The organism is Idiomarina zobellii (genome assembly GCF_900100855.1).
Classification (GTDB): Bacteria; Pseudomonadota; Gammaproteobacteria; order Enterobacterales; family Alteromonadaceae; genus Idiomarina; species Idiomarina zobellii.
This window is the reverse complement of sequence record NZ_FNCB01000017.1, coordinates 15455-36041: the sequence shown is the minus strand read 5'-3', so window position 1 is coordinate 36041 and position 20587 is coordinate 15455. Positions and strand designations below refer to the sequence as shown.

18 protein-coding genes are annotated in these 20587 nt (G+C 48.8%); 8 read left to right on the top strand and 10 right to left on the bottom strand.

What is annotated here, in order from left to right:
- Window position 1: 1 nt before the first annotated feature.
- Both argB and argC read right to left on the bottom strand, forming a co-directional pair.
- Window positions 2-739, bottom strand: coding sequence for an acetylglutamate kinase (gene argB, locus BLT32_RS11635; protein ID WP_053954437.1), 738 nt, complete (start codon window positions 737-739; stop codon window positions 2-4).
- Window positions 736-1761 (bottom strand): N-acetyl-gamma-glutamyl-phosphate reductase, encoded by a 1026-nt coding sequence (gene argC / locus BLT32_RS11630; RefSeq protein WP_053954436.1) that lies wholly within the window; start codon window positions 1759-1761, stop codon window positions 736-738. Before argC ends, argB begins: the two co-directional genes overlap by 4 nt.
- Window positions 1762-1859: 98 nt before the next feature.
- On the opposite strand from argC, the gene argE reads away from it, so the two are divergent.
- The 4 genes from argE to aceA all read left to right on the top strand — a co-directional run bounded on the left by argE (window position 1860) and on the right by aceA (window position 7972).
- A complete protein-coding gene (gene argE, locus BLT32_RS11625; protein WP_053954435.1) occupies window positions 1860-3020 on the top strand; it encodes an acetylornithine deacetylase in 1161 nt (386 codons plus the stop codon).
- Between the two features lie 76 nt (window positions 3021-3096).
- Window positions 3097-4722: a methyl-accepting chemotaxis protein gene (locus BLT32_RS11620; RefSeq protein WP_053954434.1), complete on the top strand. Its 1626-nt coding sequence runs from the start codon at window positions 3097-3099 to the stop codon at window positions 4720-4722.
- Between the two features lie 285 nt (window positions 4723-5007).
- Entirely contained in the window at window positions 5008-6591 is a 1584-nt protein-coding gene (aceB, locus tag BLT32_RS11615) for a malate synthase A (protein WP_053954433.1), read from the top strand.
- A 43-nt stretch (window positions 6592-6634) separates the two neighbouring features.
- Window positions 6635-7972, top strand: a complete 1338-nt coding sequence (gene aceA / locus BLT32_RS11610) for an isocitrate lyase (RefSeq protein ID WP_053954432.1) — start codon at window positions 6635-6637, stop codon at window positions 7970-7972.
- Here the strand turns inward: aceA and aceK are convergent.
- From aceK to BLT32_RS11595, 3 genes are read right to left on the bottom strand one after another with little or no spacing between them, the layout of a single operon-like run.
- Window positions 7956-9650 (bottom strand): bifunctional isocitrate dehydrogenase kinase/phosphatase, encoded by a 1695-nt coding sequence (gene aceK, locus BLT32_RS11605; RefSeq protein ID WP_053954431.1) that lies wholly within the window; start codon window positions 9648-9650, stop codon window positions 7956-7958. The two genes, aceA and aceK, sit on opposite strands and share 17 nt — an antisense overlap.
- 50 nt (window positions 9651-9700) lie before the next feature.
- Complete coding sequence (locus BLT32_RS11600; RefSeq protein ID WP_235444013.1) at window positions 9701-10861, bottom strand: type II toxin-antitoxin system HipA family toxin; 1161 nt, start codon at window positions 10859-10861, stop codon at window positions 9701-9703.
- Window positions 10851-11141, bottom strand: coding sequence for a helix-turn-helix domain-containing protein (locus BLT32_RS11595; protein WP_053954430.1), 291 nt, complete (start codon window positions 11139-11141; stop codon window positions 10851-10853). Before BLT32_RS11595 ends, BLT32_RS11600 begins: the two co-directional genes overlap by 11 nt.
- Before the next feature lie 169 nt (window positions 11142-11310).
- On the opposite strand from BLT32_RS11595, the gene BLT32_RS11590 reads away from it, so the two are divergent.
- From BLT32_RS11590 to BLT32_RS11575, 4 genes are all read left to right on the top strand, one after another.
- Window positions 11311-12246, top strand: coding sequence for a LysR family transcriptional regulator (locus BLT32_RS11590; protein WP_053954429.1), 936 nt, complete (start codon window positions 11311-11313; stop codon window positions 12244-12246).
- A 258-nt stretch (window positions 12247-12504) separates the two neighbouring features.
- Entirely contained in the window at window positions 12505-13872 is a 1368-nt protein-coding gene (locus BLT32_RS11585) for a sensor histidine kinase (RefSeq protein ID WP_053954428.1), read from the top strand.
- A gap of 8 nt (window positions 13873-13880) precedes the next feature.
- On the top strand, window positions 13881-14336 hold the full coding sequence (locus BLT32_RS11580) for a tellurite resistance TerB family protein (RefSeq protein ID WP_053954427.1): 456 nt from the start codon (window positions 13881-13883) through the stop codon (window positions 14334-14336).
- Complete coding sequence (locus BLT32_RS11575; protein ID WP_053954426.1) at window positions 14337-15065, top strand: transporter substrate-binding domain-containing protein; 729 nt, start codon at window positions 14337-14339, stop codon at window positions 15063-15065. It begins immediately after the preceding gene.
- Here the strand turns inward: BLT32_RS11575 and BLT32_RS12995 are convergent.
- The 5 genes from BLT32_RS12995 to BLT32_RS11555 all read right to left on the bottom strand — a co-directional run bounded on the left by BLT32_RS12995 (window position 15058) and on the right by BLT32_RS11555 (window position 20582).
- Window positions 15058-15360 (bottom strand): HipA domain-containing protein, encoded by a 303-nt coding sequence (locus BLT32_RS12995; RefSeq protein ID WP_235444014.1) that lies wholly within the window; start codon window positions 15358-15360, stop codon window positions 15058-15060. The genes BLT32_RS11575 and BLT32_RS12995 overlap by 8 nt on opposite strands.
- Window positions 15361-15422: 62 nt before the next feature.
- On the bottom strand, window positions 15423-16055 hold the full coding sequence (locus tag BLT32_RS12990; RefSeq protein ID WP_053954424.1) for a HipA N-terminal domain-containing protein: 633 nt from the start codon (window positions 16053-16055) through the stop codon (window positions 15423-15425).
- The gene (locus BLT32_RS11565) at window positions 16048-16323 is read right to left on the bottom strand and encodes a helix-turn-helix domain-containing protein (protein ID WP_053954423.1); all 276 of its coding nucleotides are present in this window, start codon (window positions 16321-16323) and stop codon (window positions 16048-16050) included. The genes BLT32_RS12990 and BLT32_RS11565 overlap by 8 nt, the downstream gene beginning before the upstream one ends.
- A 108-nt stretch (window positions 16324-16431) precedes the next feature.
- A complete protein-coding gene (locus BLT32_RS11560; RefSeq protein ID WP_053954422.1) occupies window positions 16432-19527 on the bottom strand; it encodes an efflux RND transporter permease subunit in 3096 nt (1031 codons plus the stop codon).
- Complete coding sequence (locus tag BLT32_RS11555; RefSeq protein WP_053954421.1) at window positions 19527-20582, bottom strand: efflux RND transporter periplasmic adaptor subunit; 1056 nt, start codon at window positions 20580-20582, stop codon at window positions 19527-19529. Before BLT32_RS11555 ends, BLT32_RS11560 begins: the two co-directional genes overlap by 1 nt.
- Between the last annotated feature and the right edge of the window lie 5 nt (window positions 20583-20587).

The following is a 20587-nucleotide window of genomic DNA, read 5'->3' as shown; positions in this document are numbered from 1 at the left end:
CTTACTCACTAATCTGTGTGCCTGAAAAGGGGTTATTCATTACATTCCAACTGCCAATTCGCACACATCGTCGTAAGCGTTTTGCGGCGCTTAACGCCCCGCGAACTTTTACCTCCATGCCGTCTTTAATCACTCCCGCCTGGGTAAGTTGCTGAATAGACTCTGAATTGAGATGGCTTAAAGGGGTTCCAGTGCCGTCCAACACCGCTTCAACGTCGGTAATAAACAACAAGTCGGCATTGTAGGTGGCAGCGACGGCCACAGCGGCGTCGTCGGCATTCACATTGAACCAGTCGCCGTTTTCGCCAAAGCCGATAGAGCTGATAATGGGTAGGTAGCCATGCATCAGTAAGTCGGCCAACAGTCCGGGCGTAGCTTCCGAAGTCTGACAGACGCCAACCTGACCTAAGTTTTCAGACTGTTTAGCACAAAGAACGCCCGCTTCATAAAGCGTCAAACCAATAGGTTTTAAACCTGCGGTAATAGCTTGTTTCATTAAGGTTTTATTGGCCGCACCCGCCAGACCACCAACTATATAGAGCATGTGTTGCTCAGGGCTGACTCTTAAACCATTCACCTTTTCACTCTGTAAACCGGCCGTTGTCAACCACTGTTGTACCAGCGCTCCGCCGCCGTGCACGAGCACAATGTCATCATCGTTTTGTTGCAGTGACTGAAACAACGCACTTAAAGCTTCCGGTTGTTCTAACAGGCTGCCACCGAGTTTTATGACTTTCATAGCAAGCCCTCCTCAACCGGCAGCCCCTGTTGCAGATTAATGCACTGAATAGCCTGACTCGCCGCGCCTTTCAGTAAGTTATCAATTGCCGACAGCACAATGAGTTGGTTACCCTGCCGGTGCCAGCCAATATCCACAAATGGCTGCTGCACCACGTCCTTAATAGCGGGGCGGCTTTGACTTTTCGCCCGTACCAAAGGTGTATTCGCATAGCACTGATAAGCGTTGGCAAGGTCATCGTCAGTCACCGTGTCATTCAAGGTTGCATAAACGGTTGCTAAGATGCCTCTCGGGAAGTTTGCTAAATGCGGCGTGAAAAGCACCTCTTGTTGCAGCTGTTGAGCTATTTCCGGTGTGTGCCTGTGACCAAAGAGTCCGTAAGCTTGTAGCGATAACTCAGCACCGTGACTGGTCAGTGATGCTTTACGTCCTGCCCCGGTAACACCAGATACCGCATTTACAATCACTTTTTTGTCGGTAAGCAACGCTTTTTGTTTTAGCGGAAGCAGCGCCATTAATGCAGCAGTTGGATAACAGCCGGGCACCGCAACCAGCTGTGCGGTTGTAATATCCGCAGCGTGCCACTCAGCCAGACCATACACCGCTCTGTCTAACCAGTCGGTGTGCTTGTGCTCAAAGCCATAAAATTCGGAATACTGGTTTACATCGTGCAGCCGAAACCCACCAGACAAGTCGATAACTTTAAGCCCCGCCTGCAAAAAATCGGGTGCCAATGCCACACTAACCGCATGATCCGTGCATAAAAATACCGTGTCCGCTTGTTCAATAATCGCCGCTTTAGCAGCGCTCGACAAGGGCTGCAAAGGTGCAGCTAAAGAATGTGCATATTGCGGATGTAAATCGCCGAGCAAGGTGCCTGCATCACTGCTATGCTCAGACACGTAGCAGCCAAACAGCTTTAGAGCTGAGTGCTTCTGTATTAACCGTGAGAGTTCGGCGCCAACATAGCCGCTGGCTCCAATAATGGCGACGGTGTGTGACTGTTGTGTCTGGTACTGCATGAAAAAACCATTGCTGTTTATGCTTAAAAATGCAGAATAAACGAATAAAAATATTTATGCAATAATAATGAATAACTATTTTACTTGGAGTCGTGTTTATGAACGCTCAGTCGTTACCTTCTTTCTTTTCGATGTACCAGCAATTGATTGCTATTCCGTCTATTAGTGCGACCGACCCGAAATGGGACACCAGCAATAAAAAGGTTATTGACTTATTGGCTGAGTGGCTGGATTTGCTTGGGTTTGAGTGCGAGATTAACGAACTAAAAAGTCAGCAGGGTAAATACAATTTACTGGCTCGCCGTGGTACAGGAAATGGCGGGTTGCTGCTATCAGGGCACACCGATACAGTGCCCTACGATGCCAGCCGGTGGAATTTTGACCCTTTTAAACTCACCGAACAGGATAACCGCTGGTACGGGCTTGGCAGTATTGATATGAAAGGCTTTTTTGCCTTTGTTATGCAAGCTTTGAGTGAACTGGATACCCACCAACAAACCAAGCCTATTATGGTACTGGCCACTGCCGACGAAGAAACCACCATGAATGGTGCACGTGAAGTCAGTCGCTTTGCTAACCTTCACCCCGATTATTGTGTCATAGGCGAGCCTACCGACATGCGCCCTGTTTATGCACACAAAGGCCATATGAGCGAGGTCATTCGCATTACCGGCCGCTCTGGTCACAGCTCCGATCCAGCGCTGGGTATTAATGCTATTGAACTTATGAACGAAGTCATTTCTTCACTCATGCAACTCAAAGAAGAATTTAAGCATAAATATTCAAATTCAAGCTTCACTGTGCCCCAACCAACGATGAACTTCGGGCACATTCATGGTGGCGACAACGCCAACCGTATTTGCGGCTGTTGTGAACTCCATTTAGACGTGCGCCCTCTCCCCGGATTATCTGTCGATGAACTCTACGTCCATTTGCATAAAGCAACCAAAGGCATACAAAAACGCTATCCGGGCAGTGTCGAACTTATCTCGTTGCACCACCCAGTTCCTGCATTTGAGCAAGCGCCTGACACAGCCTTGGTACAACTCGCCGAAAAAGTCTCGCAGTCACAAGCGCAGGCCGTAAACTACTGCACCGAAGCACCTTTTCTGCAAGAGTTAGGTTGCGAAACCTTAGTTATGGGCCCCGGTTCAATAAAACAAGCGCATCAGCCCGACGAGTATTTATTGACCGAAACTATTGAACCGACTCAAGAAAAACTAAAAAAGTTATTAAAAAGCTATTGTTTTTCCGACTAGCTGCCGATACAAACAAGCAGCATCATTGATTTAGATTAATGCCAGGTCGTTTAAACGTTAGTAAAAGGATCATCACATGTTACGACAGTTTTCTATAGGTACCAGAGCCATTGGGGCATTCGGTCTAATCGGCGTATTCGTTATCGTTCTTGGGCTGTTTGCTCTCAATAGAATGGGCGCCATTGCCGATCGCATGCATGTTATTACCGACAAGCAAGTGCCTGCAGTGGAAAAAGTCAATGCACTAAATAACGAGTTTCTTTACGTCAACATATACTCAGCTAACGTTTACACCTATTTAAACGACCCTAACCGTCTGCAACGCTACTTAGATAGATTAGATTCAGCTTCGGCCAGTTTAAAAGAAGCCCAGGAAGAATACAGTTCTCTTATCGAAGACCCTGAAGCACGAAAACTGTTTAACGAGTACAAAGCGCTTGATAAAAAATATTGGCAGCTCAACAAGCAGTTTCTAGAGTTAGTTAATGCAAGACTTCCTGATGTTATCGCATCACTGCGTGAAAACTCATTAATTCCATTGAGTGGTGAAATATCGGCTAAATTGGACCAGCTTCAGCAGCGCGAAATGGCGTTAATCAGTGATGCAAGCGATAATGCGGCCAATGTTCATGAAAGCGCCAACATCGCTGTCATCATTGCGATTATTGCGGTCGTATCGTTACTCATTTTCTTTGCTATTATGATAACCAAAAGTGTCGTCAGCCCAATATCCGCCGCTGTGGATTTTGCTAAAGTCATCGCCTCTCGCGACTTAACTCAAACCATAGACGTTGTCGGCAACGATGAACCGGCTCAATTACTGAGACAATTGATTAAAACTCGTGACGAGCTGCGCGAATCCATCAGTACTATTTCTGAGTCTTCCGAACAGCTGGCGTCAACCTCTGAAGAGTTAAGCTCGGTAACACAAGATTCGACCCGCACTATTCAGCAGCAAACCGAAGAACTCGAACAGGCAGCGACTGCCGTTAACGAGTTGACTACCGCTGTCGAAACCGTGGCTCAGGATGCACAAAATGCATCGGAAGCGTCTGAAGAAGCCAACCGTCAAGCACAACAAGGTGACGACAGAGTTCGCCAAACCGTCAGAGCCATCGAAGAGTTGTCACAAGAAATTGGTGACTCGTCGAGTAACGTAACTGAACTTGCAGAAAAAGTTACCAGCATTACCAAGGTATTGGAAGTTATTCGTGGTATTGCCGAACAAACCAACTTACTGGCACTGAACGCAGCCATTGAAGCCGCACGCGCTGGTGAATCGGGTCGAGGCTTTGCGGTGGTTGCCGACGAAGTACGCTCTTTGGCTCACAAGACTCAGCAGTCGACCGTTGAAATTGAGGACATGGTTAAGGCCATTAACGAATCCAGCGACCGCTCTGTATCAACCATGGAGAAAAGCATGGAACGAGCGACTCGCACACTCGATGTGGCTCGTGAAGCGGGCGAAGCATTGCAACTTATTGCAACCGCTGTCAGCGAAATCAACAACCATAACACCTCCATTGCCAGCGCCGCTGAAGAGCAAGCCAATGTGGCTCGTGACGTTGATAAGAACCTGGTCAGCATTCGCGACCTGTCTAACTCAACCGCGTCCGGTGCCGAACAGACCAACGCGTCTAGTGACGAGCTGTCACGCTTGGCTGTTAGTCTGAGCGAATTAGTCAAACGCTTTAGAATCTAAACTCCGTAGTGTGTAAGAGAGGGCCAATGCCTTCTCTTACACTCATCTAAAAGTCTATTTAAATAGAATTATCTATCTACAGCCGCTCCATACCCTTTTAAATACTATTAAAATAGTATTTAAAAGATTAGTCAGACTAGCCCCGCTCGAATTTTAGACACAGCTACCTTCAACATTAAAATAACTTACGTGAATACCGTTAATTTACTGCATAAATTAGACTAATGGTGCGACCAGCGCCTATTCTGAATCCGTGTTAACAAACCAGTAACAACGGATTCAAAAATGAACAATCTATTTCAATTCAGTCAGCCGCTTGATAACAATGCGAAAACGTTATTCAGCGATGAGCATCAAGAGTTTCTTGCCGAGCTGGTGGATACGTTTCAGCCTCGTTTAAACGAGCTACTGGAAAATCGCCAGCAACGTCAGGCTTATTACGACAGCGGTGCCCTTCCCGACTTTGATCCCAACACCCAGGGCATTCGCGAAGGCCATTGGAAAATTGCCGAACTGCCAAAAGACTTAAAAAAACGTCGCCTGGAAATTACTGGCCCCGTCGACCGCAAAATGGTCATTAATGCACTAAACGCAAACGTCGACTGCTACATGGCCGACTTTGAAGACTCACAGTCGCCCACCTGGGACGGCATGGTGAACGGCCAAATTAACTTGCGCGACGCTAATATTGGCGGCATGACCTACACCGATCCTAACAGCGGTAAACATTACAAAGTCGGCGAGAACCCGGCGCTGCTTATTGCCCGGGTTCGTGGGTTGCACCTACCGGAGAAACACGTACAGCGCAATGGTCAGGCGATTCCCGGCGCCTTGATGGATTTTGCTTTGTACTTTTTACTGAACTACCAGCAACGCCTGCAGCAGGGCTCTGGCGTGTATTACTACCTGCCGAAACTCGAGCACAGCGATGAAGCGAAATGGTGGGCCGACGTTTTCCACTTCACCGAGAAAAAATTTAACTTAAAGACCAGCACCATTCGAGCCACCGTGCTTATTGAAACGCTGCCAGCGGTATTTCAGATGCACGAGATTCTGCACGCCTTAAAAGACCACATTGCCGCACTGAACTGTGGTCGCTGGGACTACATTTTCAGCTACATCAAAACCCTGAAAGCGCACGCCGATCGTGTCTTACCTGACCGTCAGGTCGTCAGCATGGACAAACCGTTCTTAAACGCTTATTCGCGCTTATTGGTCAAAACCTGCCATCAACGGGGCGCATTGGCGATGGGCGGCATGGCGGCTTTTATTCCCAGCAAAGATCCAGCTGAGAACGAAAAAATCCTCGCTAAAGTCCACGCCGATAAGACGCTGGAGCGAGACAACGGGCACGACGGCACCTGGATAGCCCATCCCGGTCTTGCCGATACCGTTCGCAAGATCTTTGTTGATGGTATTAAAGGTGACAATCAGCTGCATGTACTGCGCGAAGACGACAATGATATTGACCAAGCGTTATTACTTCAGCCATGTGACGGCGAGCGCACCGAAACCGGCATGCGCACCAACATTCGCGTGTCTCTACAATACATTGCAGCCTGGTTAAACGGCAAAGGCTGCGTACCAATTTATGGTCTGATGGAAGACGCTGCCACCGCAGAAATTTCCCGCACCTCTATCTGGCAATGGATCCGTCATGGCAAAAAGCTCTCGGACGGCACGCCGGTCACCAAAGCCTTATTCACGCAACTTCTGCAGGAAGAAGCCGACGTCGTAAAAAAAGAAGTGGGTAGCGAGCGCTGGAGTAACGAGCCGTTTGAACAGGCGTTGACACTGCTTGAAAACATCACCACCGCCGACGAGCTGGTCGACTTTTTGACCCTGCCCGGCTACGAGCAACTCAACTAATTTCAATTCACAACATTATTAAAGAACAACAAGGAATACGATCATGACAACCACAAACTTATCATTCGCTCAGCAAGTTAAAGAGTTACAAGAGCAGTGGGACAAAGACTCACGCTGGGACGGTATTGAGCGCCCTTACAGTGCCGAAGACGTTGTTCGCTTACGCGGCACCGTGCAACCGGAGTATACCTACGCCAAAAACGGGGCGAACAAACTGTGGCAGTTAATTCACGGCAAAGCTCAGGAAAAGTTCGGCAAAGACTATGTCAACGCACTGGGCGCATTAACCGGCGGTCAGGCTGTGCAGCAAGTGAAAGCCGGTTTACAAGCCATCTACTTGTCAGGCTGGCAGGTTGCTGCAGACAATAACTCTGCGTGCAGCATGTACCCGGACCAGTCGCTGTATCCGGTCGATTCAGTGCCCACCGTGGTTGAGCGCATTAATAACTCGTTCGCCCGCGCTGACCAAATTCAGTGGTCAAAAGGCGTAACACCGGAAGACGACAACTATGTCGACTACTTTGCGCCCATTGTCGCTGACGCCGAAGCCGGTTTTGGCGGCGTACTTAACGCCTATGAACTGATGAAAAACATGATAAAAGCCGGTGCCGCCGGGGTTCACTTTGAAGATCAGTTAGCGTCCGTTAAAAAATGTGGTCACATGGGTGGTAAGGTACTGGTGCCTACGCAAGAAGCCGTACAGAAACTGTCCGCCGCACGTTTAGCCGCTGACGTTGCTGGTACGCCAACGCTCATTGTTGCACGTACTGATGCTAACGCCGCCGACTTGCTGACTTCCGACTTTGACCCGAACGACAAACCGTTCATTACCGGTGACCGCACAGCAGAAGGCTTCTATCGCGTTAAACCGGGTATTGAACAGGCCATTTCACGCGGCTTAGCCTATGCGCCATTTGCTGATTTAATCTGGTGTGAAACGGCGAAGCCTGACTTAGACGAAGCGCGTCAGTTTGCCGAGGCCATTCACGCGAAATACCCAGGTAAGCTATTAGCCTATAACTGCTCGCCGTCGTTTAACTGGAAACGTAATCTGGACGACGCCACCATTGCCAAATTCCAGCGCGAATTAGCTGCGATGGGTTACAAATTCCAGTTCATTACCTTAGCGGGCGTGCACAATATGTGGTACCACATGTTCGAACTGGCGCACGACTACGCACGCAACGACATGTCAGCCTACGTAAAACTGCAGCAACAGGAGTTTGAAGCGGCAGACAAAGGCTACACCTTCGTGGCCCACCAACAGGAAGTAGGCACTGGATACTTTGACGAGCTTACCAATGTGATTCAGGGCGGCGTGTCATCCGTCACCGCACTGACCGGCTCAACCGAAGAAGAGCAGTTTAAAACCTCCGCGTAAAACGCAGCTCGGCTTCATAAGGAAACACATCCGTCAGAACACCCTCGCGGATGTGTTTTTGTATGCGCCGCCAGTAAGTCGGATCAACCAGCTCCGGGTGACGCTTCAGTAATGGGTCGCGGTATTTGGCCTGCGGTACCGCAAACTGCGCCAGCTGCTCAGGAAACACATCGTCAGGCGCCATAGACACTTCCCAGTCGTTCTGGGGCAGCTTACGAAAGCTCATATCCGTTAAGTATCGAACTTCGTCATAGTCGTAAAAGACCACGCGCTTATGTCGGGTCACACCGAAGTTTTTCAGCAGCATGTCGCCGGGAAAAATATTGGCTGCCATCATATCTTTTAACGCCCAGCCGTATTCGTCCATTGCCGCATCAATTTCAGCGTCATTGGCGTATTCTAAATACAGGTTCAGCGGAGTCATACGGCGTTCAACAAATAACTGATGGATGACTAACGTATCGCCTTCAATTGAAATGGAGTTAGCAATGCGTTGCTTAAACTCTTCCAGTAAGTCCGCTGAAATTCGTTCCAGCGGCAAGGCGACATCGACAAACTCGAGGGTATCTGCCATACGCCCAACGCGGTCGTGTCGTTTAACCATACGGTAACGGTCAATCACCGTCTGTCGGCCAAACTCTTTGGTATTGCCTAAGCGGTCATTAATGATCTTAAACACATACGGAAAAGACGGCAGCGTAAACACCGTCATGACCATACCTTTAACACCGGGGGCGGCGACTAACTGGTCATCGGTGCGGCGTAAATGATGCAAAAACTCCCGATAAAACTCGGTTTTTCCCTGCTTATGAAAGCCCACCGACGAGTACAGTTCTGCCAGGGTTTTGTGCGGCATTAAGTCTTTTAAAAAACGGACCAGCGCCGACGGCGACTCGGTTTCCACCATAAAATAGGAGCGGGCAAAACCAAAAATGGTCGCCATTCTGTCCGAGCGCGTAATAAAAGCGTCCACATAAAGTTTGCCCTGAGAGTTAATCAGTACAGGGACAATAAAAGGATAGTGGTTATTTTCCGTCACCACCCGTCCGACAATGTACGCCGCTTTATTGCGGTAAAACGGCGCTTTTAAGACATCAATGCGTAAATTGTGGGCTTCAATGTCGGTCTCGGTCGCGCGCTCGAAGAACTTATCCCGCAGCTGCTCTATATCGTTTTCAAAATTCTCAAACTCACCGCCCAGGCCTATGTCGTCAAACACGCGAGTCAGTGTTTTTTCTAAGCCATCAACCACAGGAAAGTATGAGTGGCACTCGTTCTCCACCGGCACCGGAATGTGGTTCGCCAAAACCGTCTCCACAAAAATATAGTCATTGTGAAAATAAGCACGGTCGAACACCCGGCAAAACACCGAGTTGTAAAAGGTTTCAGCAAGCTCCGCCTGCGGGTGAAACTGCAATAGCTGCTGATACCGTTGCCGCGTTGCCTGCCACAAAGCTTCGTCGAGCTCTTTATCGACACGACGTTCTACCTTTTTGGCCGTAAGCGCCACCTGATGATCATAATAATGAATGCGCTCAGCTGCCGCCGATACCACTGCCGTCCAGTCCCGCTTCAAAAAGCGCTCCCGCGCCCCCTGCGTCAGCGCCTGAAAACGCCGGTAATGGGTATGAAAGCCATCGAGAATACTACGTGCCAGTGTTTCTGAAGTGATATTCATTTATGGAGCCTTCAGTTGTTCAGAAGTCGGGATAATCGCTTTTAAGCTTTCTATATCAGCCTCACCGACGCCTTGAGATGCAAAATAACGAGGCCACTCACCAGCTCTTGAGTAGATTGGACAATTTTTTGCGCTTTTGCCGGCGATACCGCAAACCGTCGACTTTGCGATAGCAGATTCGCCAAACTCCCTTTTCTGCCTTCATCACCAATACCCAATGCGTGTTGTTGGCTATTATTAATAGGTAATACATCGTAAGCCGGAGACAGGCGCCAACCTCCGCTTTTTAAATCCCACAGCAACGCATGATTACGACCATGGTCGTCTGTATTACCTATGAGCACGTTAAATACCATACGTTTAAACAGCTCGGGCGCATCATCAGGCGACTCACTGTACTTACGCAAATACTCGGCCAGTGCACCGTACGAATAACTGCTTTTAAGCATGGCTTCACTGACACTCCCGTCCGACAGCAACGAATTTGCACTCATAAAGTGATGTGTTATATCGACACCGTGTCGGTCAAAGCGCCGGCTCATCAACACATCTTCATCACCTTCAACAAGCGTTGTTTTAGCAACACGTACGCCATCGAGTTCACTCAGCATAGCCATGGTGGCGGCCTCAACGCGGGCGACATTATAAAGGTCATCAGAGCGGTTAAATTTTATTAGAAAAAGCTGATTTTCATGCTGTAACAACGTTTTCGGCCTTGCTCCACCCATCGACTCGCCATACTGAAAGGCCTTTTTGACTTCAACAGACACTTTTTCAGCGCTCAAAATGGCTTTTTTTCCGGAAATAAGCAGCTGCAAGTCATCTAAGGTATTTCGAGAGACTTTTGCTTTGGCTTTTGACTGTGAAAGACTGAAACTAACAGCCCCCACGCCCATTGAGGCACCGGCAATTAAGTATTCCAACTCATTCTCAGGTTTCGTTTTTCTCAGTTGGTTAATCAGTTTCCGTCCCCAGGCATCAGCACCGGCGTCCATCAAAACCCCAAATAGACCCTTATTAGCGCGGGTTTCAAATATCTCTTCTGAGAGGGGTAAATGGATAGGATCCAATGCAAATGCATTATCGCGCGCTAAATACGATTGGCCATAACGAAAGCGCCCCAGTGAATTGACGGCATCATATTGCAGCATGCCGCAAACAACCGGCTCGCTCTCTAAGCCTTCAATAAACACATACGCTTTAGAAGTCATTTGAAAAGTCCTCGTCCAGCTTACGACGTTTGCGTTGTGGCCCGTTCGCGACGCGCGCGTACTGGTCGTCAAGCACTTTGGTGAAATGCTCAAGTAACCCGAGTAACTCTAACGCGGACAATAGTGTCAGAGAATTTACAGGCTGCCCTTTTTCCATACGATAAACCGTATTGACGCCGCACCCTAAGCGTTTGGCGAACTCGGCTTGATCCATAGACAGCGATCGCTGGTGCTTTATGAGCTTCCCCAGCGTTGATAAGAACTCTTCAGCGACAAGCACTTAACCACCAAATATAATTGATAAAGACATTAATAAATTAATTATGGTGGATTAATAAAAATAATCAAATAAATTTAAGCGTTATCCGAAATAAACAGCGCTAGCGTTATACATTCACCCTATTTATAATGCCGATAGATTTTTCATATCCCACTGATTCTGGACAGTTATGAATACCATTAAAGATATTGATCTTAACCTGCTGGTTTACCTGGATGTTTTGTTGCGCGAGAAGAACGTCACGCGGGCGGCGGCGCAGCTGAATATTACGCAACCAGCCATGAGTAACGGTCTGAAACGTCTGCGTAACTTGCTCAATGACCCTATTCTGGTACGCACCAGCGACGGGATGCAACCAACTCAGCGCGCTCTGGATATGCAGGAGTCGCTGCGCACTGTGCTGTATTCAGTAGAAGAAATGATACAGCCGGTGCGGGAGTTCGATGCGCCAACCAGTGAGCGTGTTTTTCGTATTATGGCGTCCGACTATGCTGCATCAACGCTGATGCCTCGGTTACTGGAAAAGCTCGACGAACAAGCCCCAAACGTGTCGTTAGACATAATGACGCCCAGTGACATTAGCTTTCATGACGTAGAAAACGGCAAAGTCGACTTAGCCATTAACCGATTTGAACAGCTGCCACAGTCGTTTCACCAAAAAATTCTCTGGACCGACGAATTTTCCTGCTTAATACATAAAGACCACCCGCTGCTCGACAACTACACGCTCGATAATTACTTAACAGCGCAGCATGTTTGGGTCAGTAAAACCGGTTTTGGTGTCGGTGTCGGGATGGATCCGCACGATGTTCAGAAGCTGGGTTGGGTCGACGATGCGCTCGATAAAATTGGCAAGCGTCGCCACATAAAAGTATTTACGCGTAATTATCACGTCGCTATGTACTTGGCACGTCAGGGGCTGGTTGCCACACTGCCAACTCAAGCCGCCGAACTTTATAAAGACGACGACCAACTGGTTATGAAAGCGCCGCCGTTTGATATTCCGGGACTGACACTGACCATGATTTGGTCGCCGCTTTTACAACACGACGCAGGACACCGCTGGTTCCGCCAGGTGGTTTCTGAAACCGCGGCGGCGTCCTGAGCCACTATTACCTTTACTCTTCCCAGAAAAAGGCGTCTCGCTCGCGAGGCGCTGGTAATATCGCACCGCCAAGGTTAATGTTGTCTTTTTCATGGTATTGCCTCTTTTAAAACGTGCTCCCTTTGTATGAACCTTTATAAAAAAAGTCCAGTTAAGCTCGTCCAAATGCGCATTCTTGTCGTTTAATGAACAGGTCAACCAATAGACAAAGTCTTTCATTACGTTATAGTTAACAGGTGATCAACAAACGGATAAACAATGAACGAGTCACTGGAAAACATTTTGCTCGAAGTGTCCCGCTCACCGGAAATCGACGGTGGCAACCTAGCACGTGCCTCACAGTTTATTCTGGATTCAGCCTTAAAAGGTCTGGATATTACGCGAGTCAGTATCTGGGAGTTACAGCCCGACAAGCAAAGCATGATTGCGACTGCCTTGATTGATACCTTGCGCCAAGACGCTGAAACTCCCGTGTTGAGAAAGTCCGAGTTGCCGTCTTACTTTGAAGCACTTGAAACAGAGCGCACCATTATTGCCAACGATGCGCGTAATAACCCTATTACCGCCGAACTCGCCCCTGACTACTTACCCGAGTACGGCATTTATGGGGTACTGGATGTGCCCCTTCGTCATAAGGGTGAAATGATAGGTGTTATGTGCTGCGAAACACGCAAAGAGCACCGCAGCTGGACACCAGACGAAGTCGCTTTTGTGGGGGTTCTCGCCGACATTTATGGGCGCGCAGTGAGTGCGGCGGAACGCGAACGTTTTGAGCAGCTACTGATTCGTCAGAACGAGCAACTCGAAAGTATGGTTGCAGAACGCACACAGTCATTAACCAAGGCGCTCGATAACTTTAAACAAGCACAAGAGCGACTCATTGAAACGGAGAAAATGGCCGCTTTAGGGAAGCTAGTGGCCGGCGTTGCGCACGAAGTGAATACGCCGCTAGGCATTTCGGTGACCGCAGTCACACATTGTGAGCATCGTTTGAAAAAGCTGAAGCAGGCCTTTACCGAAGGCTCTATTTCGAAAAAGCAGCTTAACCAGTTTATCGACGATACCTTTGAAGCCTACGACCTGCTGAACAGTAACCTCGAGCGCGCCGCCACTCTCATACAAAACTTTAAGAAAACGGCGGTTGATCAGTCCAGCTTTGAGCTGGTGGACTGCCAACTGAAAGATTATTTACAGGCACTCACCTTAAGCCTGAAGCCGATGGTGAAAAAGAAAAAAGTCAGTATTGATATTCGCTGTGATGAAGCCACCACCTTACGAACTTACCAAGGCGCTTTAGCGCAAATCGTGACGAATTTAATCAGTAATACTAACGAGCACGCTTTTGTTGAGCCCGACGAAGAGCATCGCATTCTGATTTCAGCGGAGCCGGAAAAAGACGGTGTACAGTTTGTCTTTTCCGACAATGGAAAAGGTATTGATAGCGATACATTGAAAGATATTTTCGAGCCCTTTTTCACCACCTCTCGACACAACGGTGGTTCAGGACTTGGACTCTCTATTGTTTATAACTTAGTAACGCAGAAACTTAAGGGCGAAATCGACGTCCAATCAACACCGGGGGAAGGCACGGTGTTTTCCTTTTATTTACCCAATTTACAGAAGTAGGATGTTGTATGCTTAAAGCCTTACAAAGCTTTTTTAATGTTGCTCCAGCAGCGGAGCAGACGAAGCAGTATCATGCAGAGGGTCTCAGCGACGAGGCGTTTTTATCACTCATACTCATGACTGAAATTAGCCTGGCCGATGGTGTGTTGTCGAATGAAGAGCGCGACTACCTGCTAGCGGACTTGAAAAACGAATATCAACTTGAAGGGAGTGCTGCGGAAAGCGCTGTTGATAAAGCCGTAGAAGCAGTAAAAGAAGCCGCTTCTCTGCACGATTTTACAGCACCTCTCAAAGCCCTCGAATACAGCGAAAAAGTCCAATTATTGGAAAGTTTGTGGGCTGTTGCCTACACTGATAATGAACTTGATCCGCACGAAGAAGCAATGCTTCGCAAGCTTGCCGACTTGTTGTACATAAGCCACGCTGACTATATAAAGGCGAAACTTTCCGTAACAGGACACTAAATGAGCAGACTTTCCACACTCACCCTAACGGCCTTTTTAAGCCTGAGCTCTTCAGCGTTCAGTAACGCTGAAGACATTGGTTTAGCCACCGGCTACCCGCCGTATCAGTTTGCAGAAAATGGCGAGCTGACTGGGTTTGATGTGGATGTCACCAAAGCGGTGTTCAATTATTTGAATAAAGAGTACACGCTACACCAACACGACTGGGACAACGTGGTCAGTTTACTGCGTTTCGGCGAGCTCGACATGGCAATGGGCATGGAGCAAACCACCATTCGTCAGCAGTATTTTGACTTTTCCAGTCCGTATTATAATCGCGTCACTACTTTGTTTGTTTTAGACAATGAAAGCAGTCCTGAATCCGTACGCGGGTTGGTCGGCAAACGTATTAGCGGTGACCGGCATTCGGTATTGGAAGCGCACTTGCAGGACATAGGCCTGGATAACGCGATTCGTATTAATCAGGCATCGTCAAAAGCTGAAGCAATGAACCAGTTGGCAATGGGTGAAGTGGAAGCCGTTATCATGCCGGAAGCAGTAGGCCGTTACCTGGCAAAGCAGCTGGATATCAACGTACGTGTTTTATGGCAACCCGACATCAATGTGCCTGTCGGCTTTGCGGTAAAAGCGGGCAGTGACGAATTACTGAATCAATTAAATAAAGCTCTGGAAGCGTTAGAAAACAACGGCGAACTTGATCAAATCCGCCGCCGTTGGGACGTTAACTAATCGTTGAAATACGCTTTTTTATATCTTCCGTTATTGTTCTTATCAGTGTATTTGATACACCAACACACTTCGCCTCAGTCTCGAACGACTGAGCGGCCTCTGCGATTTCCTCCACCATCTGATTAATGGGCTTCGAATTATTAAAACCAGCCTGGGCAGCTATTATCTCGAGCGCTTCTTTATCGGGAAAGCGACCATTGCCGTTGAAAGCTGTCATGTGCTCCTCGTATGGCGATGGGCTGTATACAATGTCGTAGCATGGTGAGAGCTGCCAGTTATCCTCATCGTCGGCCAGAAAACTGAAGTTCTTTGAATGGTCATCCTAGTTTACCATTATGTAATTGAACAACATCCGCTTTACAAGCTTTTTGGCATCATCAACACCACATAGCAACCTCGTTGCTTTAACCAAATCGACATAATCCAAAGATGGTTCTCTAAAGGATGCGTTGAGTACTGTCCGTTTTCCATCAATGTGGCATTTAGTTTCGGTCGCGCACCTCCAGAGCCACCGGCAGTTTGTAAGTGTTCAATGAGCTCGGTTTCCGTTCCCTCAAACTCTTTAACCGCTTCTTTTCCCAAAGCAGTCAAAGCTATATCTTCTGTTGGAGACTGATTAAGCGAGGTTTGTGGTTGATACGACAACGCACCCAGGCAATTTCCGCCAATAACGGCTAAACGCTCAAGTGCACTGACCCTTTGAGGGTTAAACCCGTTCTTTCGTAGTACCCTATCGAGTAGGTAAAGTCCCCAACCGTCCGGCAAGCTATCAGCGAAAACACCATGCAGCCCATAATGAGGTTGTTTAGGTGCCTTTTGAAGCTCCTTCGAAAAGGCTAAATTGAACGGTGCTAACGACGAGTTTCGACGCTGCAGGTACTCTTTGTCGTACTGAAAGTACACACCCGTTTTATTTTCAGCCAAGGCTCCAACATCGATGCACTGACCGGTTGTCAGTGTTCTTTTTACCTGAAGAGGTGTTTCAAGCATTGTTCAGAACCTCTTCTATCGTTTTGGGATTCTCTTCCTGTTTCAGAAATTCGCGCAGCTTGTTGAGCTCTCCCAATGCTTCCACCAACATGAGAAATTGGCGTAACGAGATATTCCCGGTGCTCTCAAACTTACGAATAGTCCCATAAGGCACGCCCGACTTTTCCGCCAACGCCTCTACAGAAAGCTTATGAGCTTTCCTGCGCTGCTTCATATGTCGCTTTAAATCTAGTTGCGTGTCAAACGCTGTGTTTAGCTGAAGTGTCATAATAGCAGCAAAAATGGTCTTTTATTACGATTAATTGCTACTATTATAGCATAAAATAAGAATCGTACCTGACGTAAATAACGTCAGGTACAGTGCTCCAACGGCAGGCTACCTTGCTTCTTGCATTTCTTTTTCCAGGCGCGAGGCTTCGTCAGCGCGTGGTTTAGTGAAGCGGGCTAACCACAAGTACAGTACTGGCGTTAGATACAAGGTAAACAGCGTGGCTAAACCTAAGCCACCAAATACCACCCAACCAATGGAGTTACGAGCTTCTGCGCCGGCACCGGCTGACAATATCAGCGGTAAACCACCTAAAATGGTCGACACCAGAGTCATCATAATTGGACGCAGGCGTATCAGCGCGGCTTCCTCTATAGCCTCACGAACGCTAAATCCGCGGTCGCGCAATTGGTCGGCAAACTCCACTAATAATACGGAGTTCTTTGCCAGCAAGCCTATCAACATGACTAAGCCGATTTGCGAATAGATGTTCATTGACGTGCCAGTTAAGAACAACGCATAAATTGCTGCAGCAATACCAAAGGGCACTGTCAACATAACCACCACCGCACTGTTCACCGACTCGAATTGTGCCGCCAATACCAGCAGAACTATTAAGAATGCCAGAATGTACGTCATTGCCACTTCCTGAGAGGTGTCCTCAAAGGTCGAGGCTTCGCCCAGGAACACTAAGCCCATGCCGTCTGGCAAAACATCCTGTGCAACCGCACGCAACTGCTCTACCGCTTCAGACATAGGCAACTCTTCCGGTAAGTCACCGTCAATTTCTATGGCGCGACGCTGCGCCTGACGCTCAAGCTCTGCCGACACGCCCTCTTCAACAATTTCCGAGACACTGGAAATTGGTACTAAGCCACCATCGCTTGAGGACACATACAGATTCTGCATGTCTTGCGGCGACTGAATAATATTGTTACGAGTGCGCAGCATGAGTGGAACTTGTTGGTCACCGACGTTTAAGTCAGCGACGTCATCGCCATCAATTGCGGCGCGCAATGTCGACGATATATCACTAAGCGATACGCCTAGCTCCGCTGCCCGGCGACGGTCAATTTTCACGCGCAACTGAGGCTGTGTAGGCTGATACGACACATTTAAGTTGCCCATTTCCGGAATCTGTCGCTCAACTTCAGCGGTAAATTCGCGCGCAACTTTAAAGATTTCGGCGTAGTTTTCGCCCGTGATAGCCATTTCAATACCACCGCCCTGGCCTCGCAAATTCAGGCTGTTGTCACCAAAGGCTCGGCCCGGCGCGCCCGGTACCTGGCTTAATGGCTCACGGATATTCTCAATAATCTCCTGCTGACTAATGTCCCGCTCTTCCCACGGCTTCAGGTTGGCACTGATAAAGACAATGTTCGGGTCCCACTGACCAACTACGGTATAAATGGACTCAATGTCGCCGCTTTCTTTATATTCGAGCAAGATCTCTTCCAGCTGACGCGCCTGTCGGTCCATAAACTTAACACCAACACCGTCTGGTCCACGCGCAAAAACTCTTACCGCACCGCGGTCTTCATCGGGCATGAGTTCACTATCGATTTGCTCGAATAGCACCACGCCACCGCCAGCTGCCAGTAACGACACTACGCCTATCACCCAGCTGGCATTCAGCGCCTTATGGAGTGTTCTTTGATAGAACCCTTTGAACTTGTGGCCAATACCGCCGAAGATATTGGTTTTACCGGCAGATTTAGGCAAACGCGCCGTAAACGCCGGTACTAGCGACAGTGCCACGAAAGACGAAATAACGACGGCCGCGGCAAGCACTCCGCCAAACTCCCGAAATAACCGACCTGCGGTTGACGGTAAAAACGCAATGGGCACAAATACAGCAACCAGAACTGCTGTCGTCGCAACCACCGCGAAGAACACTTCTCGCGTCGCCAGGACGGCCGCGGCGCGGCTGCCGAGCCCCATATTACGGCGTCGCTGAATATTCTCCGTGACAACAATAGCGTCATCGACAATCAAACCGGTGGCCAGAACCAGTGCCAACAAGGTCAATATGTTGACCGAAAAGCCCATCAGCCATATGGCGGCAACCGCACCAAATAAAGCCACGGGTATCGACAGCGCCGGAATAATAGTCGCCCGGAAAGAGCCAATAAATACCCATAAGGTTCCCACCACCAACACAATAGTTATAGCAAGGGTAGTAACAACTTCCGCCACCGACTTACGAATAAACTGCGCATCGTCATTGGTAATGGTCATTTCCATATCCGGGAAGCGATCGCGCAGACGCTCCAGTACCTGAATGGCCCGGTCAGAAATTTCAATGGTGTTAGAGCCCGCCTGACGAATAACTCCCAAACCTACCACCGGCTTGCCATCCAAGCGCACGAAGCTGCTGGCATCCGACGGCGCAAAATACGCTTGAGCGACATCACCCACACGAATGTCGTCCTGAATAATAATATTCTCGACTTGCTCTTCGTTGATTGCCGTCGCATCGGCACGAATAATCAAACGCTGATCCGTCGACTTCAAACTCCCCGCAGGCACATCAAACGGAGCCTGACGTAATGCGTCGGCGACATCTGTGACCGAAATACCAAAGCTCACCAGTTTCAGTGGATCCAGATCCACCCGCATAACCCGTTCACGATCACCATTTAAGCGCACATCAGCCACACCATTTATGGCCAAAAACTCAGGTGATAAGTCCGTCTCGAGTCGGCGTGTTAACTGTTCAAGCGTTAAGGTGTCGCTGCTGACTGCAATATCCAGTACCGAGCGTGCGTCATTGTCAGCCTTGCGAACGTTAACTTGTTCAACGTCATCGGGGAGCTCTCTGCGAACCTGGTTCACCGCTTCACGAACTTCCGCCGCAACCACATCCAGGTCAACCCCCGGGTTAAATTCAATGGAGATACGGGCGCTGTTTTCTTCACTCTGCGAGTTAATGTTTCTGACACCCGAAACACGCGCTGCCGCCCCTTCTAAAATACTGGTCACTTCCGCATCGACGGTTTCTGGCGCACCACCGGGCAGAGAGGCACTCACACCAACGACAGGTCGGTCAACATCGGGCAGCTCACGCACTTCAACACCCATCAGTGCCGCTACACCAGCAATGGCAATCAGAATATTGAGTACAACAATCAGTACCGGCCGGCGGATAGACACCGACGGTAAGTCGTTAGTATCGGTATGCGTATCGAGTTGCTTATCAGACATTATTCGCTAAGCTCCCCGCCGTTATCCAAGGTGGTACGGTCAAACTTAACCGGCTGCCCATCACGTAAGCTCTGCACACCCTCAACAATTAGCAAGTCGTCTCGCTGAATATTGCCTGAGACTAATACCCGACCCGCTAAACGCTGCTCAATTTGAACTTCCACGCGCTTCGCATTTTTGCCTTCAACCACCCAGACAAACGGGTTATTCACGCCCCAGGACAAGGCCGCTTCCGGAATTGCTGCGAACTCCTGACCAGCAAGAGAAATAGACGTACGGAAACTGGTTCCCGGCAGAAAATCATCATTTTCATTATTAATGCGTGCCCGGGCGCGATACATCCGTGTTTGCGGATTAATCCGAGAGTCCATTTCAACAATTTCTGCCGTTACTGGTTGCCCTGAATAACGCCACGGCTGCACTTTCAGCTCGGCACCTTCGCCCAATAGCGATACCGCCGCTTCAGGAATTTTGAAATCAATTAATAACGAAGAGCGGTCATCCAAGGTCGCAATAGCTGTTTGCTCGTCAATGCGATCCCCCACTTCCACGTCGGTAATGCCTATGACACCTTCAAAGGGTGCACGAATAAAGCGGTCTTCCAGCTCAATTTTGGCATTATCTAATTCGACACGAGCTAAGTCTTTTAGCAGTACCGCATTATCAAGCTCTGACTGAGGCACTGCGCCGCGCTCATGACTTTCGCGCAAACGCTCAACAGTGCGCTGCGCATCTCTTAAGTTGATTTGCGCTTGCTCAACCGCTACTTTTTGTCGTCTTGCATCCAGCTCGACCAAAAGCTCACCTTCTTCCACCACTTGTCCGGGCTCGAAATACACCGCGACCACACGGTCGCCCACCGCCGGATAAATAGTGATAGAACGTGCTGCTTCCGCCGTTCCCACCGCTTCAACTCGGTTTTTCTCCTGCTCAAACTGCACAGGCTCAACCAGCACCAAAGCTTCACGAGAGCCAAACTGTTGAGCTTGCGCTGCACTTGCGTACATAAAGGCAGACAACAAACCTAATACTGCAATCGACAAAAAATGCTTCATAAACT